Genomic DNA, 17,117 nt, shown 5'->3' with positions numbered 1-17,117 from the left:
TTTTTCGCGAGCAGGCTCGCTCCCACAGGGGAACCGGGACCGCCTCGTTTACACCACCGGGGCCAGGGACAAGCGGCGCTCGCGGCTTTTGCGGGTAATGTAATACACGAAGTAGCACCAGGCGATGAAAGGCAAGCCGAAGTACAGGGCAACGCGCTGCTCGGGGTCGAAGGCGATGCCGACGCAAGCCAGGCTGCAGCACACCAACGCGCCCAGCGGCACCCATGGATAACCACGGACGCGGAACTTCAGGTCGTTGATGTCACCGCCGTTGGCCACGTAGTGCCGGCGGAAGGCGATCTGGCTGGCGGCGATGCTCATCCACACCACGACCACCGCGAGGCCGGAAATCGACACCAGCGCCAGGTAGATGGTGTCGGCGGCGAACACGCTGCTGAGCAAGGACGCGGCACCACCGGCCATGCTGACAATGATCGCATTCAGCGGCGTACCCATGCGGGTCAGGGCCGAGAACTGCTTGGGCAAGTGCCCCTGATCGCTGAGGGTCCAGAGCATCCGCGAGGCAGCATAGAGACCGGAGTTGGCCGCCGACAACAGCGCGGTGATGATCACGAAATTCATGATGTCCGCTGAGTACGGGATGCCGATATAGGTGAACACCGTGACGAACGGACTCTCCACCAGACCGGCCTGCTCGCGAGGCAACAGGGTCGCCAGGACGAAGATGGTGCCGACAAAGAAGATCGCCAGGCGCAGCACCGTGGTGCGGATCGCCCGTGGCACGTTGCGTTGCGGGTCCTTGGTTTCACCGGCGGCAATGCCGATCAGTTCGGTGCCGGAGAAGGCAAAGGCCACCGCCAGCAGGGTCATGGCGATCGGCATGAAGCCGGTGGGGAACAGCCCTTCGCGGGTGAAGTTGCCGAGGCCGATGCTGTGCGCCTGTTCGATGTTCAACAAGCCGAGAATCGCCCCCCCGCCGATCATCAGGAACACGATCACCGTCACCACCTTAATCAGCGACAACCAGAACTCGGTCTCGGCAAACAGTCGAACCGAGATCACGTTGGTGAGGAACACCACGCCGGCAAACATCGCGCTCCAGATCCACACCGGGGTGTCGGGGAACCAGCGGGTCATGAGGATCCCGGCGGCGGTGAATTCCGAGCCGATGGCCACGGTCCAGGTCAGCCAGTACAGCCAGGCCACGGTGTAGCCGGTGCCAGGGCCGAGAAAGCGGGTGGCGTAGGTGCTGAAGGAACCGGTCTCGGGCATCTGCACCGCCAGTTCGCCGAGGCACATCATCACCATGTACACCATCAGCGCGCCGATGATGTAGGCGATCACCGCGCCCATCGGCCCGGCCTGGTTGACGGTGTAGCCGGAGGTGAGGAACAGCCCGGTGCCGATCACGCCGCCGAGGGCGAGCATGACAATATGCCGGGTCTGCATTTCCTGTTTGAATCCGGAACGCGGATTGAGTTGTTGTTCTTGTCTGGACATGGTTGTTCTCATGAAAGTAGTTAGGGCACGCGTCTGCGCGAGTTACCTGGCAGAGGAAAAACAGGTCGCCGCTACGTTTTATTGTTATCGCTCTTCATGAAGTCCCACGGCGGGAGGTGCCGTGGGATGGGGGACGCCGGGGTCAGCCTGCGGTCTCGGGGCAAGGCTGCTGGACGGCGGACCGGGTGACGGCCGAGGCTTGCGGTTCGCGCGAGCGGCGGACAAAAGCAAAGGCTTGTTGCAGGTCTTCGAGCAGGTCGTCGGTGTCTTCGATGCCAACCGAGACCCGCACCAACCCTTCGGAAATCCCCAGGGCCTGACGCTCCTCCAGGGTGTTCTCGACGTGACTGGTGGTGCGCGCCGGGCCGTAGATGGTTTCCACCGCACCGAGATTGCCCGCACAGTGGGCATAACGCAGACGCGGCAGCAGCAGCTTGACCGTGTCCATACCCCCCACCAGCACAAAGCTGACGATGGCGCCGAAACCGCGCATCTGCGCGCAGGCAATCGTATGGTTCGGATGGCTCGCCAGCCCCGGATAATTCACCGATTCCACCAGCGGCTCGGTGCACAGGAAATCCGCCAGGGCGCGCGCGCTGTGCTGCTGCTGACGCATGCGCAGCACCAGGGTTTTCATCCCGCGAATAATCATGAACGCCGAGAACGGATCGAGGGCCGCGCCGTTGATTTCCCGGTAGTGCCGCACCTCGGCCATCAAGGCTTCGCTGCCGCAGACCAGACCACCCAACACGTCGCCGTGACCGCTGAGGAATTTGGTCGCGCTGTGAATCACCACGTCCACGCCGAGCGCCAGCGGGTTCTGGTTCAGTGGTGTGGCGAAGGTATTGTCCGCCACCACCAGCGCGCCGACGCGCTTGGCCGCCGTCACCAGACGCTGGATGTCGAGAATCTTCAGGGTCGGGTTGGTCGGAGTTTCCAGGTACAGCACCTTGCAACCCTTGGCGATCTCGGCCTCGATCTGCTCGTGATCGAAGGTCTCGCACAAGGTCACCGCCACGCCCATGCGCGGCAGGAACTCCTCGAAAATTTTATTGGTGCCGCCGTAGCTGTCGCGGGTCGAAACCACCCGGTCGCCATGCATCAGAAAGGTGTAAAGCACGCTGCTGATCGCTGCCATGCCGGTGCTGAACGCCACCGCCGACGCAGCCTGTTCCAGCTCGCAAATCTTCGCTTCCAGCACTTCGACTGTCGGATTGCTCATACGGCTATAGATGAAGCCAGGCTCCTTGCCCAGCGCCACGTCGTACCAGTGATCGATGTCGTCGTAGCCGTAGGCCGCACTGGCAACGATCGGCGTCTGCGTCGCGTTATACGGATGGCGCACCTGCTCGCCACCCCACACCACCCGAGTCCCCGCACCGGCATTCGGCAGCCCTGCGCTGTCAGTTTTTTTATTCATGAAGACTTCTCGCATTGAAGACGGCAAGCGTTGAGTCACTCACCGGGTATGGGGGGCAATATAGGGAAATGCGCGCGGGGGGTGAAACGATGGATCTGTGGTCTGAGGGGTGGGTTTTTTAATGGCTTGGAGCATCACCTCAAACCTTGTAGGAGCGAGCCTGCTCGCGAAAAACCCACGACCGCCGCGTACATTCAGACAGCGCGCGTTTTCGTTGACGACCATCGCCAGCAGGCTGGCTCCTACAGGGTTTTGTGTCGACCATAGATCCTGTGGCGCTTACAAAACCCCTGTGGGAGCTGGCCTGCCAGCGATGAGGCCCTGACATCCGCCATCTGCATGACCTGACACCGCGCATCGCAGGCCATTTGCCTGCAACCCCATCCCCCGAGTAGAATGAGATTAATTATCAATCATGTACCTTCCGGGATGCCGATGGTCAGCAACGATTCCCCCGCTACTGCAGACCTCGGGTTGCTCTACCGCACCCACCATTCGTGGCTGCACGGTTGGCTGAGCCGGCGCACCGGATGCCGCGAGCACGCGGCGGATCTGGCGCAGGACACCTTTGTCCGCCTGCTCAAATCCCGCCAGACAAGCCCTCTGCGTGAGCCCCGTGCCTACCTGAGCAGCATTGCCCGCGGACTGATGATCGACCAGTACCGCCGACGCGAACTCGAACGGGCCTACCTCGAAAGCGTCGCGCTGCTGCCGCGCCAGGACGTCCCTTGCGAAGAAAGCCGAATACTGATCCTCGATGCCCTGGAGCGTATCGAACGCATGCTCGACGCCCTCAAGCCACGGGTTCGCCAGGCCTTCCTGCTGGCCCAGCTTGAGGGCCTGAGCTGCGCGCAAATCGCTACACAACTCGGTGTTTCCGTCTCGACGGTGGAACGCGACCTGGCCAAGGCCCTGCAACACTGTTATCGCCTGCGCTATGTCGATGCGTGAGCCACAAACGCTAGACCCCGCGCTGGTCGACCAGGCCATCGACTGGCTGGTGCGCCTGCGATTCAACCAGGCCGATGAGCAAACCCAGGGCGACTTCCAGCACTGGCTGCAACAACGCCCGGAACATCAACTGGCGTGGCAGCGCGTGGCATCCCTCGGCGATGACTTCGCCGGCATCCCCGCGCAATTGGCCCGGCAAACCCTCGACAGCAGCCACCGGGGCATGGGTCGCCGCGAAGGTCTGAAACTGCTGGCGCTGTTCGCCACGGTTGGCGGTGCGGCCTGGTTCGGCCGCGATTACACTCCCCTGCCCGCCATGCTGGCCGAGCAGCGCAGCGACACCGGCGAACAAAGGCGCTTCCAGTTCGATGACGGCAGCCAGATCCAGCTCAACAGCGACAGCGCCATCGACAGCGATTTCACCCCACAACGCCGCCTGATCATTCTGCGCCGTGGTGAACTCATCGTGGACGTCGGCGCTGATCAACACGCGGCGCACCCCCGCCCTTTGTGGGTGCAAACCCGCGACGGGCTGATTCGCGCCCAGGGCAGCCGCTTGCTGGCCCGCGAGCGTGACGATGGCACCCTGCTCGCGGTTCAGGGCGGCGCCGCGACGGTATTTCCCGGTTCGGGTCAGCCCCCCGTCCAGGCCACCCATCAACTGCTATTCACCGCAAACGGCCCCCGTGACTTGAAGGATAACGGCCTCGACCCTTGGGGCTGGAGCGACGGCGTGATCAGCGCACGCAATATGCGCCTGGCTGATTTCGTTGCCGAACTGTCGCGCTACCGCCCCGGCGTCCTGCGCTGCGCCGACGAGGTGGCCGAGCGCCGCGTGTCCGGCACCTTCCAACTGGCCGACAACGACCAGGTACTGACCCTGGTCGCGCAATCCCTGCGCTTGCAGATCGATTACCGGACCCGCTACTGGGTGACATTGACCGCCCCCAGCTGAGTCCAGTCACCCCCTCAACATATTTGCAAAATATAATGAGGGAATTTCTTATTCTCGCTCGACCTGTAAGGAAGGCCGGAATACAGGCCAGTCAGCCAACACCCTTCCTCGGAGCGAGAAAATGCGTTTGTCCCCGGTTCCACAGCGCCATCCATTGAGTCGAGCCCTGCAGGCCGCGATCCTCGGTCTGTTCGTCGGCAGCTACATGCTGCCGTCACTGGCGCAACCTTCGAGCGCCGGGCACAGCCGCCAGGTCCAACAGTGGAACATCGCGCCCGGCCCACTGGCGCCGGCGCTTGACCGCTTTGCCCGCGAGGCCGGCATCAGCCTGTCCTACGATGCGGCGAGCGTGGCCAACCGCACCACTCAAGGGGTCAACGGCGGCCTCGACACCTCGGCCGCCCTGTCCTCGTTGCTGCAGGGCAGCGAATTGCAGTTCGAGCAGCAAGGCCCGAACGCCTACCTGCTGACCCCGCGCCCCGCCACTGCCGGCCCCCTGGAACTGGACGCCACCGACGTCGAGGACTACCGCCTCGCGCCCGTGATCATCAACGCCAAGGTCCGCTCCGGCGCCGATGACGACGACCAATCGGTGGTCGCCAAGGAGCTCTGGGTCGGCGGCAAAGTCGCCACCAGCATCCTCAATACCCCCGCCTCGGTGTCGGTGGTGACCAACAAGGAAATGCAGCAGCGCAGCGTCAGCACCACCGAAGAGGCGCTGCAATACACCCCCGGCGTGGTCAGCGACTTCTACGGTTCGGACGATCGCAACGACTACTTCCAGATTCGCGGCTTCCAGGCCACCACCTACCGTGACGGCCTGACCCTGAGCTCGATGCGCGGCGTCCGCGAAGACCCGTTCGCCTACGAGCGCATCGAAATTCTGCGGGGCGCCAACTCCACTTTGTTTGGCCCGGCCGATCCCGGCGGCTCGGTGAACTTCGTCACCAAGCAGCCGCGCTTCGAACAGTTTGGCCAAGGCTATGTGACCTACGGTTCCTTCAACCATGTCGAGACCGGCATCGATGTCGGCGACGCCCTGAACGACGAGAAAACCGTGGCCGGGCGCTTTACCGCCAAAGGCCAGAACAGCGACCGCGAGTACGACCACTCCCAGGACGACAACCAGTTGTTCATGGGCGGCCTGACCTGGGCGCCGACCGATTACACCTCGGCAACACTGGTCCTCGACTACCTGAAAACCCAGAGCTCGCCCAACAGCGGTGGCTACCCGCTGGACAAGGAATACGACCGCAGCGATTTCTTCGGCGAGCCCAGCTACAACTTCCACGATGTAGAACGCACCAACCTCAGCGGCAACGTCACCCACGACTTCGATAACGGCTTCGTGCTGCGCAGCAACATGCGCTACAGCACCCTGACCGATGATTTCGGCTACGTGTACCTGAGCGACAGCCCGACGCGTGTCGGCACCACGGTTGACCGTTATCTGTTCGGAACGGACAGCGAAGCCGACCAGTTCAACGGCAACCTGATGCTGCAATACGATGCCCGCTTCGAGAACATCGACAGCAGCAGCCTGGTGGGCGTCGAGTACCTCGATTCGTCGACCAAGGAAAGCTCGTTCTACGCCCTCACCGCCCCGATCGACATCGCCAACCCGGTGTTCACCGGGGTTTCACGGGATCTCACGCCCTATGCCGTGAACAAGCGCGACGCGACCACCAAGGCGGTTTTCCTGCAGCAGAACCTGTCGTTCTACGAGCGCTTCATCGTCACCGGCGGCATGCGCAACGACTCCATGGACCTGACCAGCAAGGGTCTGCAATCCAGGGAAAAAGACAACTTCTCGGAAACCTCCTACCGCGGTGCGCTGACCTACATCGTCAACGATGAAGTCTCGACCTACGTCAGCATGGTCGAATCCGTCTCCCCACCCCAGGTCGGCGTCACCCCACAGACCGGCCGCCAATACGAAGTCGGCGTGAAATACTCGCCGATGAGCATGGACGCCCTGTTCTCCGCCGCCGTCTACGACCTGACCCAGGAAAACGTCACCATCGCCGTGGTCCTGCCCAGCGGCATCATCGAACAGCAAACCGTCGGCGAATCCCGCGTCCGCGGGCTCGACCTCGAAGCCAAGGCGCAAATCACCCAGGAGCTCAGCCTGATCGGCGGCTACTCCTACATGGAATCCGAAGTCCTGCGCGGCACCCTGTACGACGGCAGCTCCCTTAAAGGCAACGAATTCACCACCGCACCCAAGCACTCAGCTTCGCTGTGGAGCTACTACGACGTGCCAGGCACTGACGTCAGTGTTGGCCTGGGGGCGCGTTATGTTGGGGCTTATTACATGAATGCGGAGAACACCAGCAAGAGTGATGGGACTACCCTGTTTGATGCCGCTTTCAACTACAAGATCGCCAAGGGGACTGACCTGGCGGTGAACGTGAGTAACTTGCTGGATGAGCAGCATGTGGTGGGGTCGGGGACGGCGAACTACTACAACCCGGGGCGGGAGATTACGGCGAAGGTTAGTTATAACTGGTAGGTTTTTTACGATCAGGGTGGTGCCCGCTGTTTGGCGGGCACTGCGAGTTAGAAAGGGATCTCGCCCCCTTGACAACTTGGGTCGGTTTCAGCCTTTCAAGATAGGCTGAGATCGGCCAAATCGGTCGTTTGTTGTGCGGGGAAATCCAATGATTCCCGACCTTTTGAGCTCACCAAAGGTTACGACAACACGATGTAGTCATTGCACTGAATAATGCCATTGTGTGCCCCCTCGACCAGATGAACATATCGTCCATCTATGGCATCAATCGGCAAACAGTCGTCCACATTCAGCACGCCATCAGTATGGGGCTGGGCCCAGTGCTTTAATATCTGACGCTTACCGAGCCTCGTCGCTTCCCGCTTATCTTTCGCAACTATCAGCGCATAGTGATGCGCTTCGCCAAAGGTTCTACTCTCATAACCTCCCAAATTTATGAAGTACAGACCCATAGAGCCCGGACGTGGAGCTACAGCGCTCAGCTCCAACTTCCACCCTTCAACCCCATCAATGGCCATCCATGCATCTATATGAAGGCCCGCAGGGGATCCAAACCAATGCTGTTTAAGTTGCGGGTACGCTTCCTCCAAGCTGTCAGCTATTACGAAGGCAATATCATGGACTTCAATTTTGGCTCTTGGATGTTTTCCGCCCAACATTACGACAAAAAGCATTATCCGCCCTTCTTTTACTAAAAAATGACACCACACATAAGATCGCAATCCCTGTTATCAATGGCCGAGAGGTTCACTGGTCGTTTGACATGGCGCTTCTCCCACTCACTCGCTTTGAGCTGACAGTCCTCAAGGACCTGTGTAGGTGTGTCTGCGAGATTAGCGCCTTCGGTGATTGACTACTATGGGCCGAAAATGGACGGTCTATAACACTGATTGGAACACCCTCCTCACAACCCCATATACCCTGCTATCCAATCCATCCACTCAGCAACGCTGCGCCCAACGCGACTAACGCGGTATTGAGACAGACCAGCATGAAGCCAAACCTGACCAGCTCGCCTTCCTCCCTGGCCTGGGTTTTGGCCAGTCCCAGGATCAGCATGACAATCGACAGCGAGCCCAGCGCTGCATGCCCTGCCGAGCTGTTCTGGACGGCAGCCAACAATAGGCGAGAGGATTCGGGCAGCATCGCGATGGCCGGCATGAAGATCGCGTTGCCGCCAACATTCGACCCGGTCATGTAGCCTGACAGCCCGCCAAACATGGCCACCAGCGACGTCGCGGCGATGGGCGACAGGCCTGCCAGCAGTTGCATCAAACCCGCGAGGAAGCCCGCCTTCACCATCATCTGCGACATCGCGAGAAAGAAGAAAATGGTCAACAACGGCCGCTTCGCCCGCGCCAGCAGCGCAGCAGGCATGCTGACGTCGAGGGCTGTCTGGCGTTGTGCGTTGCGCGTGTGAAATCCTAGCCCGATCAACACCAGAACCAGTGCCAGACCAGGTGAGGCGAGTGGCTTCCAGGTGACCTGGGCGCCCTGGACAACCCAGTGATCCTGCCAGGAGGTGATCGTCCACACCACTTTCAACGCGACGATGCAGACAATCAGCACCAGATACGGCCATGCCTGACGCGGCCATTGCACCGCTCCGCGCTCGCTATCGTTGCGGCGCAGGCGCCACAGCCCGGCAGAGAGTACCGCGGCTGCCGTCACCAGGCCCGCGGCAACGCCGGCCATTTCCGGCCCCAGCCACCGACTGGCACAGTAAAGCACGCCCACAAACAGCAGCCAGAAAGCGCCCAACGCCCTCCATTCCCGCGCGTCACGAACGCCTGCAAGAAAGAGCGCGATTGCACTGAGGGCGAAAAAAACCGGTGCGCTGGTCAGTGCCGAGGTCGATGCCAGCGCGGGGGCGTCCAGGTGAACCAACGAAGCACCAATGACCGTTGCCAGGCCCAGCGTTCCCCAGGGCATGATTGCCATGCCGGTCAGTGCGATTCGTAGCGCGACCCGCCGTTCGAAAAGACTGAGCAGCAAAGGCACCGTCGCGATCAACGACACGCCGAAGCCGGTCATCGCTTCGAGCAACGGTGCCAGTCCAAGGACGATAAACACGACTTGATCGCCGCGTCCAAGCCCCAGTGACCGCACCCATTGGCTAAGCGCCAGATTGACGCCCATGCGCTCGATAAAAATCACGAAAAGCAGACCTGGAACGATCACGAAAGCCGTACTTGCAAACAGCACGGCCGTATCTTCAGCGGCGGCCACCATACTGCCCAGGCGCCACGCGTCGGCAGCGCCGGCGAACCAGAGCACCATGACCAATAGAGTGCCTGCAAGGGCGGCGTGAACAGGTGGCCGGCGCAGCACGACGAGCATGGCTGTCACCAACAGGACGGGGGAAAGATGGAACAGTGCGAGCATGCCAATAATATCCTGAGTGTGTTTGCGACTAAGGCTGCGTACGCAGACTGCTGGCAAAATAATATTTCGCTTGGCTAGATAAAGGGCCGCAGTTTTCTGATAGTTTTCGAGAAAATTTCTCACGGGTTGACCATGGCCAAAAACGACGCTGCACCTCAATCCCTGGACAAATTCGACCGTGCCATCCTCGACCTCGTCCAGCGCGACAACACCCTGCCGCTGCGCCTTATGGCCGAGCAGGTCAATCTTTCCACGGCCGCCGTTCAACGCCGCATCAAGCGAATGGAAGAAGTGGGCGTCATCACCGGCAACGTCGCCATCGTCGATCCCACCGCTGTCGGACGGCCGATCACGATCATTGTCGAAGTGATGGCAGAGCGCACCAGCATCGAGGCGCTGGAGGCGATGAAGGCACACTTCGCGGTGCCCGAAGTTCAGCAGTGCTACTACGTCACTGGCGAAGTGGATTTCGTCCTGGTGTTAACCGTTGCCAGCATGCAGGAATACCAGGCTTTGGCGCGGCGATTGTTTGCCGAAAACGCCAACGTGACCTGGTTCAAGACCATCGTGGCGCTGGACCGTGTGAAAGTCGGGCTTGGGGTGCCGAGCGTGCCGGGGTGATTGCTCATTGCTCATTGAAGAGCGTCTTGCGGATCGAACCGCTTGGAATTAGCCAAGACAGTCGTCTTGATAACGGAAGGGAACGGTACTATTTCGTGGTTGATTTTGGACGCTCTGGGTGTCCGCTATTGGCCGATTGTGTTGAAAAAGTCGGTCTGCACAAACTGCCTGACCATTGACGGGTGAAAACGCCTTTTTCTGCACGCTGCTACGTGAAATCCGCGCCGGGAAGCCTCTGCCAAAAGTAAATATTTCAATCTCGGACGCATACTTTTCTACCGTGGAAACCATGGCCGACTTTTTCAACAGAATCGGCCGATTACTGCCCTTTGCGAGAGGCAGAAATCGCCAATAGCGGGCGTTCAAAAACTGCTGGCGTCCGGTCTCTTTCTGTCTATCGAATGGCGCTACGTATGGCGTTTATCGTCAATTACAGAATCGATCAAAATTCGCGCGCGGCTAGGTGGATCTTGAAGTTCCCCCCTAATTTCTTGCTGATCAAATCAAGCTCATCCCAAGGGGTATAGCGGTGCAATGCGTAGCTACATCCTCGGGAATGTTCAAACGGTTGCGCACGATCAATCTCTTTTTTTTGAGCGAGACAGTTCCGGCATGACAAGACACCATTTGCAATTTTCCATCTACCATTCAAATCGATTAGTTCTTCACTCGCGGTCATGAGTCACCATCTAATTTTTGTCAGTACTCATTAGATAGGTCGGCATACTATTGTTAGAGTTCCAAAAAATCAGATTGTCATCGACCGGTTGAAACTTGTTCTGAAAAGCATCCTTGGGTAGTGAGGTACCAATTGGTAAGCATCTGCTTCTGGCCGATAGGCGACTCTGCTGCAGCCCACAAATCGGCCACTCAGTGGTCTTGAGCAAACAGAGTGCCAAATCATCTGCGAAGATCTCCTTGCAACGACCGGCTAATTCGCATGCAGACCACCACCTCTTTCACGCACAGCTTCGAGTTAAAAATCAGCGGAATATCGGAATCACTCCTGATGCCGTACGACGGTCCCCGGCCGTTTTCAATTTCATGCCCAGTTCGGCAATACGCCGTTCCCCCTGCGCCAGCGCCTGCCTGCTGGTATGCACGGAGTAGTGGCCGAGATGCAGCTCATGTGGATGAGGGACTGCAGACCCCAGCACAAATACCGCGTCTTCCTGCCCCAATGCTTGCAAGGCGACCGGAGCTTCGCTGGAATCGAAACTGACCATTTCGCCCGCCTGGATAATGCCCCCGGCAGTCAACTCGCCCTGGGCGAGCGCGAGCCATCCGACGCTATGCCCCGCCGGAGGTTGATACTCCCACTGCTCTCCAGGCTTCAACGTGACCAGCAGGTAATTGACGCCCTCTGGTGCAGACACAGGGCTTTGTCTGCCTTGATAGTTGCCGAGAATCACACGCGCCGGCTGGTCTTCACTGGCGCCGACCGACTCGATGTAGCGACTCTCTGGCTCAGCGTTTTCGAGGTCTTGAGGTAGGGCGATCCATAATTGAAAGCCCTGTATGCGAGGCACTTCTTCGGCTATCAGCTCCTTGCCATGCCAAACACCCCCGCTTGCCCGCATCCATTCGACACCACCATATCCGAACGTGCCTTGGCCGTTGTCCGCATCGTTGTAGCGCACCCGACCTTCGGTAAAGATCGTCACGGTGGCAATGCCGGAATGGGGATGCAACGGCATGTCAGCCATCGCATGAATGCCATCGCCACTGACATCGAAAATATCGAGGAAGACAAAGGGCTTGAGTAGCTGCCCCAGATCCGATGGGCTCATAAGACGAGTTATGGGGCCATGGCCGGCGGTGCCACGCGTGTGCTGAACAATACGCCGGCGCACTTGGGCATCGGGGTAGCGGGAGGACGTTGTCATGGTTTCGATTCCCCGGATTCAGGCGTGCGGTAGGCGCACGAGATTCAAGAGGCTCGCGCGATTGAGCCAGGCAATACTCGCCGTGATCAGCAACAACACAACTGCCGGAGCGGGACTGCCACCTATCACGAACAGGTGGGTGAAAATCGCGAACACCATGGTGATCGCCAGCAGTAATCCACCCAGCCCAGCGGTGAAAGTCACCAGCAGCGCAATGGCAGCGCTGACCTCGACCAGCCCCGTAACGATGCGGAACCATTGGCCCACACCGATATGCTCGAAAACCTCGACCATCATGGACGCGCCCATAAGCTTTGCACCTCCGGCAGCCAAAAAGGCGGCGGCGGCAACAAGGCGTAGCGCAAGGGAGGTGTGCTTGATCGTTTTACTCTGCCCGGAGGCCTGAACGGGTATTGGGTGACTCATGGCAATTTTCTCTGAGGGGTGAAAGCCAACGGTGAAGGTATCAAAAGGGCGCGCGCTAACCGAACATGCCCCTTGCCTGCGCGCTTAAGCCCCGGCGACGGCCTCGCGCACGAAGTTTTCATAGCTGCGCAGCGGATGCCCGATGAGCGTCTGGAGCTGCTCTACCGTGCCTTGAGCTGATTGCATGCCGAAAGTTTGAATACCCGACATCATCAGGCGCATGTCGTAAGCCAGCCAGGTGGGGCCATACGACGCTAGCTGGCCTTCAAAAGCGGCTACGTCATCACCTCCGTAGGCAATCTCACGCCCCAGAGCAGCGCTCCAGGCTTTCGCCACGGAGGCACCGGTGAGCGCTTCCGGCCCAACCAGCTCCAGCGTTATCCGTTCCAGTGCAGAAGGGGCCTTGTCGCGACGCAGCAGCTCTGCAACCGCAACATCAGCGATATCGCGCGCGTCGATCATCGACACACCCGCCGCGCCGATCGGCATCGGGTATACCGAGTAGTTCTCGATAGTCTGTTGGACCATGCGGTCGTTTTGCATGAAGTAAGCCGGGCGCAGGACAGTGGCCGGCATGTCGTAGCTCTCGATCATGCGCTCAACCGTATGTTTGCCGGTGAAGTGCGGGACATTTGTGAATTTGTCAGCATGGATCACCGACAGGTAAACGATGCGTTCAATGCCCGCCTCGCGCGCCAGGTTCAGGGTGATAAGGGCTTGCGTAACCTCATCAGGCGTCACGGCATTGAGCAGGAACAGCGTGCGCACCGACGAAAGTGCGGCGCGCATAGACGCTACGTCAGTGAGATCGCCGGCAACTTCAGTGACGCCAGCCGGGAACTCTCGTTTGCCCGCCTGGCGTACCAGAGCTTTGACTTCGGCCCCCGCACCAGCGAGGCCTTGAGTGACCAGTGAACCAATGGTGCCGGTGGCGCCAATAACCAGAATGCTCATGTTTGAAACTCCTACGTGGGATTTGGGGTGGATCAACGAGTGAAATCCGCAACGACCTTGCCCGTTCGGGAAACAGTACGGTTGCGTTCGATTGCCTTGGGGATATCCGAGAAGCCAACGACATCGCCGATTCTCGACTGGAGCGTGCCGCCAGCGACTTCCCCGGCCAGCCTCGCCAACAAGTGGGGATCAGGTTTATTCATGAACCAGAGGCTCCGACGATTCGCGGGCGTTCGCGCGAGGATGTCGGGCGATGTCGTGCCGACTATCACGCCGCCCTGCGCCAATACCTGCCACGAGCGGTCCAGGACCTCACCCCCGACGTAGTCGAGCACCAGATCAATGTTGCGGACGAGGTTTTCGAAGCGTTGAGACTGGTAATCAAAAACCTCATCGGCACCGAGGCTACGCACGTAATCCAGATCGGCCATGCCCGCCGTGGCGAAGACCTCAGCGCCAGCACGCTTGGCGAACTGAACGGCATAAGCACCTAGCGCACCGGCTGCGCCATGAATCAGCACTCGCTGGCCCGCAACGATCGGCCCTGCGTGATGAACACTGTTCCAGGCTGCAACGGCTGCGACCGGTATGGCAGCCGCCTGCACGTCGTCCAGCGTCTCGGGGGTCAGCGAAAGACTGGCTTCGCTAACACTCACAAATTCTGCGTAGGCACCCAGTCCGCCCATCGCCCCGATCACCCGCTGGCCCACACGGAAGCGGGAGGTTCCGGGGCCCACCGCATCGATCACCCCGGCCATCTCGGCGCCGAGCACGATGGGCAATGGAAGTGCGAAGACCCTGCGCACGAGACCTTCGCGCACCTTCCAGTCGATGCCGTTAACGCCAGCGGCACGAACCCGAACCAGAACCTGGCCTTGCACAGGTGTTGGCTTGTCAATATCGGCAACGTGTGCGGCGTCGGCACCGCCGTAGGCACGGATCAGTACTGCGCGTTGGGTGGTGGTCATTGGAATTCCTCATGTCATGTCCCGATGACGTAAAAGTATTCCGTTGCACTTACAAAACGAAGACCACACAATCCAGACACCTCGTCTCATATATGGAACACCATGAGCATCAACGCGCTGATGGACTTTATTCTCGTCGCCACCCATTCCGGGCTGGGAAAGGCAAGCCGTGCGAGCGGTGTCTCCAAGGCCACACTGTCGCGACGAATCTCCGACCTTGAGGAACAGCTGGGCGTGAGGCTCATCGAGCGCAGCGCGCGAGGCTTGAAGCTCACCGAGGCCGGTGAGCGGCTACTGACGCGAACGGAAGGACCGCTGAGTGAAGTGACCGAAGCCATGACGGCAGCACGTGAAGGCGTTTCAACTCCGCGTGGACGTCTGCGCGTCGCTGCCCCGGTACTGTTCTCGCAGCTCGCGATGGGGCGTATCGGCGCCGAGTTCTGTGCGGCCTATCCGGAGGTCTTTATCGAGGTCGTATCGGAAGATCGCATGGTGGATCTGGTAGAGGAGCAATTTGACGTCGCCATCCGCATCAACCCTCGCCCGGACAGCAGCCTGGTCGGGCGCTGCTTCGCCAGAGACAGGCTGATCGTAGTCGCGGCGCCTGAAATACCCAGTCCGCGGCCCGGCGCGATCAGCCCGGTACCCGCTATCGTGACGCCGACGTTCCAACCCACGCACTGGAGCCTGGATGGCGGGCAGCTGGTGGTAGAACCGATTCCAAAAATGCAGTTTTCTTCGCTGCTGATGGTCCGCGATGCAGCGATAGCCGGTGGTGGTGCAGCCCTGATCCCGCAGTCCATCGTCTGGAACCAGCTCGCGCGCGGGGAGTTGGTTCAGTGGGGAATGGTGTCAGGTGTAGAGCCGGCACTCTGGGTCCTGCATACCTCCAGGCGGCTAGCGGCACCCAAGGTTCGCGCATTTGTCGACTTCATGTGTGACAACTATTCGGATATGTCGCTTGTTCTGAGGGGATAGAACTCGGTTAAGCCGAACTTCTGAGGCAACGATGAGGTGGAGACAATTCGCCAACGTCCGCTCTTGGCCCAGGCTGTGTGAAAACGCGCTAAACACCTCAAAAATGAGAGTCGCGAGGGTTGCCTATGGAATCAGCGGGCGAAAGCGCGAATTAGCTTAGTTAGTGACGTAGACGTTCGTAATGCCGTTTGGGCCGCGTCAGCGGCCCAAACGGCTTCTAACTTGCGAGCCAAGCGGCTGGGTTCACGCCCTGATCGCCTCAAGCAGTCCTGCGATGCCGAAGATGCTCATCATTCGTTTGAGGTTGTAGGCGAGCACGTGAAGGCTCATCTCAGTGCTCACCCTCGGCAGGGTTTTGGTCAGGAAGTGGGTACTTCCCATCCAGCACTTGAGCGTTCCAAAAGGATGTTCAACGGTCTGTCGACGAACCCTCATCATCGCTGGATCATGTTCTAGCCGAACCTGCATCGCGTCGACTACCGACTCATGTTCCCAGCGCTTCACACGGCGCTCCTTACCCGTCGTACATTGCTTTTGCATTGAGCAGGACTGGCAGCCTGTGAAGTAATAACAATGCAATAACATGCCGTCTTCCGTCGACGAATGTCGCCTGGTTAGTAACTGCCCCGCAGGGCATCGATACTCGTCCGACGCCGCAAGATAGATGAAGTCCTGCTTGCCAAATCTGCCTTCCGCTTTGCTGCCAGATGTGAGGGGTTTCGGTACGAAGGTAGTGATGCCAGCTTGCTCGCAAGCAAGGATTTCCAGACCTTTGTAATAGCCTCGGTCGGCCACCACCGTTAGCGATTCAGCTCCGATTTCTTCACGCGCCTGGTTCGCCATATTGCTCAGTTGCCCGCGATCATTGCCAACGTTGGTCACCTCATGGGCAATGATCAAATGGTGTTTGTCGTCGACAGCGGTTTGTACGTTGTAGCCAACCGTTCCGGTGCCTCGGCCGCTCGTGGCCATTGAGCGTGCATCTGGATCGGTGAGGGAGATCTGCTGGTCTGGACTTTCGTGGAGCTGCGCCTCGATTTCCTTGAGTTTCTGCATCTGTTTTTTCAGTGTTTCTATCTTTTCTTTAAGCCGCTCTGCTTTGGCCTCGGCCACTTCGGGCGTTGCCCGATCCGCCGAATCCATAGCCGCCAGATATCGATCAATGCTCTGCTCGATCTGCTGCATGCGTGCCTTCACCTTGCCCTGAGTGAAGTTGCGGTCGCGATTATTGACGGCTTTGAATTTGCTGCCGTCGATGGCGATGATCGATTGGGAGAAGAGATTGAGGTTGCGACAAAGAACTACGAACTGGCGGCATACGCTGCGAATGGCTTTGCCGTTGTCTTTGCGAAAGTCGGCAATGGTTTTGAAGTCCGGAGCCAAACGCCCCGTTAGCCACATCAACTCGACGTTGCGCTCGGCCTCACGTTCAAGTCGGCGGCTGGACTGAATCCGATTGAGATAGCCGTAGATATAGATCTTCAGCAACACCGCTGGGTGATAGGCCGGACGACCCGTTGCGGCAGGATCGACGCCCTCAAAACCGGGACTGTCAGATTTTTTGTGTGCGGGCCGGTAATGGCCTGCCGTCAGGCAGGCC

Annotated in this window: 14 protein-coding genes; 5 read left to right on the top strand and 9 right to left on the bottom strand. The window is 59.5% G+C overall.

Annotated features, from left to right (window positions below; genetic code table 11):
* Positions 1–48: 48 nt before the first annotated feature.
* Both NR126_RS00070 and NR126_RS00065 read right to left on the bottom strand, forming a co-directional pair.
* Positions 49–1,461, bottom strand: coding sequence for an amino acid permease (locus NR126_RS00070; RefSeq protein ID WP_027618255.1), 1,413 nt, complete (start codon positions 1,459–1,461; stop codon positions 49–51).
* Positions 1,462–1,603: 142 nt separating this feature from the next.
* The gene (locus tag NR126_RS00065) at positions 1,604–2,881 is read right to left on the bottom strand and encodes a cystathionine gamma-synthase family protein (protein WP_105755432.1); all 1,278 of its coding nucleotides are present in this window, start codon (positions 2,879–2,881) and stop codon (positions 1,604–1,606) included.
* Positions 2,882–3,316: 435 nt separating this feature from the next.
* Here NR126_RS00065 and NR126_RS00060 point away from each other — a divergent pair, with 435 nt between their 5' ends.
* The 3 genes from NR126_RS00060 to NR126_RS00050 all read left to right on the top strand — a co-directional run bounded on the left by NR126_RS00060 (position 3,317) and on the right by NR126_RS00050 (position 7,299).
* On the top strand, positions 3,317–3,832 hold the full coding sequence (locus tag NR126_RS00060; RefSeq protein WP_256829631.1) for a sigma-70 family RNA polymerase sigma factor: 516 nt from the start codon (positions 3,317–3,319) through the stop codon (positions 3,830–3,832).
* The gene (locus NR126_RS00055) at positions 3,819–4,787 is read left to right on the top strand and encodes a FecR domain-containing protein (RefSeq protein ID WP_256829384.1); all 969 of its coding nucleotides are present in this window, start codon (positions 3,819–3,821) and stop codon (positions 4,785–4,787) included. The genes NR126_RS00060 and NR126_RS00055 overlap by 14 nt, the downstream gene beginning before the upstream one ends.
* A 121-nt stretch (positions 4,788–4,908) precedes the next feature.
* Positions 4,909–7,299 carry a TonB-dependent siderophore receptor gene (locus NR126_RS00050; protein WP_256829383.1) on the top strand — a complete coding sequence of 797 codons (2,391 nt, stop codon included), beginning with the start codon at positions 4,909–4,911 and terminating at the stop codon, positions 7,297–7,299.
* A 179-nt stretch (positions 7,300–7,478) separates the two neighbouring features.
* On the opposite strand, the gene NR126_RS00045 is transcribed toward NR126_RS00050, so the two are convergent.
* Positions 7,479–7,973, bottom strand: coding sequence for a DUF1543 domain-containing protein (locus NR126_RS00045; RefSeq protein ID WP_027618250.1), 495 nt, complete (start codon positions 7,971–7,973; stop codon positions 7,479–7,481).
* 250 nt (positions 7,974–8,223) lie between these two features.
* Complete coding sequence (locus NR126_RS00040; RefSeq protein WP_256829382.1) at positions 8,224–9,684, bottom strand: L-lactate permease; 1,461 nt, start codon at positions 9,682–9,684, stop codon at positions 8,224–8,226.
* Positions 9,685–9,816: 132 nt separating this feature from the next.
* Here NR126_RS00040 and NR126_RS00035 point away from each other — a divergent pair, with 132 nt between their 5' ends.
* Entirely contained in the window at positions 9,817–10,305 is a 489-nt protein-coding gene (locus NR126_RS00035; RefSeq protein ID WP_105755426.1) for an Lrp/AsnC family transcriptional regulator, read from the top strand.
* A gap of 983 nt (positions 10,306–11,288) precedes the next feature.
* On the opposite strand, the gene NR126_RS00030 is transcribed toward NR126_RS00035, so the two are convergent.
* The 4 genes from NR126_RS00030 to NR126_RS00015 form a co-directional block, all read right to left on the bottom strand.
* Positions 11,289–12,191: a pirin family protein gene (locus tag NR126_RS00030; protein WP_256829381.1), complete on the bottom strand. Its 903-nt coding sequence runs from the start codon at positions 12,189–12,191 to the stop codon at positions 11,289–11,291.
* A gap of 18 nt (positions 12,192–12,209) precedes the next feature.
* Positions 12,210–12,617, bottom strand: coding sequence for a DoxX family protein (locus NR126_RS00025; RefSeq protein ID WP_256829380.1), 408 nt, complete (start codon positions 12,615–12,617; stop codon positions 12,210–12,212).
* An 84-nt stretch (positions 12,618–12,701) separates the two neighbouring features.
* Entirely contained in the window at positions 12,702–13,571 is an 870-nt protein-coding gene (locus tag NR126_RS00020) for an NmrA/HSCARG family protein (protein ID WP_256829379.1), read from the bottom strand.
* A 32-nt stretch (positions 13,572–13,603) separates the two neighbouring features.
* A complete protein-coding gene (locus tag NR126_RS00015; RefSeq protein ID WP_256829378.1) occupies positions 13,604–14,539 on the bottom strand; it encodes an NADP-dependent oxidoreductase in 936 nt (311 codons plus the stop codon).
* 102 nt (positions 14,540–14,641) lie between these two features.
* Here NR126_RS00015 and NR126_RS00010 point away from each other — a divergent pair, with 102 nt between their 5' ends.
* Positions 14,642–15,517, top strand: coding sequence for a LysR family transcriptional regulator (locus NR126_RS00010; RefSeq protein ID WP_256829377.1), 876 nt, complete (start codon positions 14,642–14,644; stop codon positions 15,515–15,517).
* A 243-nt stretch (positions 15,518–15,760) separates the two neighbouring features.
* On the opposite strand, the gene NR126_RS00005 is transcribed toward NR126_RS00010, so the two are convergent.
* On the bottom strand, positions 15,761–17,117 hold a 1,357-nt coding region (locus NR126_RS00005), incomplete at its 5' end, for an IS1182 family transposase (RefSeq protein ID WP_256829376.1).

Origin of the sequence: Pseudomonas sp. Pse1, assembly GCF_024519635.1 — a bacterium.
Taxonomy (GTDB): Bacteria; Pseudomonadota; Gammaproteobacteria; order Pseudomonadales; family Pseudomonadaceae; genus Aquipseudomonas.
The sequence above is the reverse complement of the archived record's forward strand: the minus strand, read 5'-3'. Positions and strand labels throughout refer to the sequence as shown.

What these genes read in the sequence shown, in the direction of transcription:
- NR126_RS00070 (WP_027618255.1), bottom strand. Translation starts at nt 1,461, where the DNA reads ATGTCCAGACAAGAACAACAACTCAATCCGCGTTCCGGATTCAAACAG.
- NR126_RS00065 (WP_105755432.1), bottom strand. Translation starts at nt 2,881, where the DNA reads ATGAATAAAAAAACTGACAGCGCAGGGCTGCCGAATGCCGGTGCGGGG.
- NR126_RS00060 (WP_256829631.1), top strand. Translation starts at nt 3,317, where the DNA reads ATGGTCAGCAACGATTCCCCCGCTACTGCAGACCTCGGGTTGCTCTAC.
- NR126_RS00055 (WP_256829384.1), top strand. Translation starts at nt 3,819, where the DNA reads ATGTCGATGCGTGAGCCACAAACGCTAGACCCCGCGCTGGTCGACCAG.
- NR126_RS00050 (WP_256829383.1), top strand. Translation starts at nt 4,909, where the DNA reads ATGCGTTTGTCCCCGGTTCCACAGCGCCATCCATTGAGTCGAGCCCTG.
- NR126_RS00045 (WP_027618250.1), bottom strand. Translation starts at nt 7,973, where the DNA reads ATGCTTTTTGTCGTAATGTTGGGCGGAAAACATCCAAGAGCCAAAATT.
- NR126_RS00040 (WP_256829382.1), bottom strand. Translation starts at nt 9,684, where the DNA reads ATGCTCGCACTGTTCCATCTTTCCCCCGTCCTGTTGGTGACAGCCATG.
- NR126_RS00035 (WP_105755426.1), top strand. Translation starts at nt 9,817, where the DNA reads ATGGCCAAAAACGACGCTGCACCTCAATCCCTGGACAAATTCGACCGT.
- NR126_RS00030 (WP_256829381.1), bottom strand. Translation starts at nt 12,191, where the DNA reads ATGACAACGTCCTCCCGCTACCCCGATGCCCAAGTGCGCCGGCGTATT.
- NR126_RS00025 (WP_256829380.1), bottom strand. Translation starts at nt 12,617, where the DNA reads ATGAGTCACCCAATACCCGTTCAGGCCTCCGGGCAGAGTAAAACGATC.
- NR126_RS00020 (WP_256829379.1), bottom strand. Translation starts at nt 13,571, where the DNA reads ATGAGCATTCTGGTTATTGGCGCCACCGGCACCATTGGTTCACTGGTC.
- NR126_RS00015 (WP_256829378.1), bottom strand. Translation starts at nt 14,539, where the DNA reads ATGACCACCACCCAACGCGCAGTACTGATCCGTGCCTACGGCGGTGCC.
- NR126_RS00010 (WP_256829377.1), top strand. Translation starts at nt 14,642, where the DNA reads ATGAGCATCAACGCGCTGATGGACTTTATTCTCGTCGCCACCCATTCC.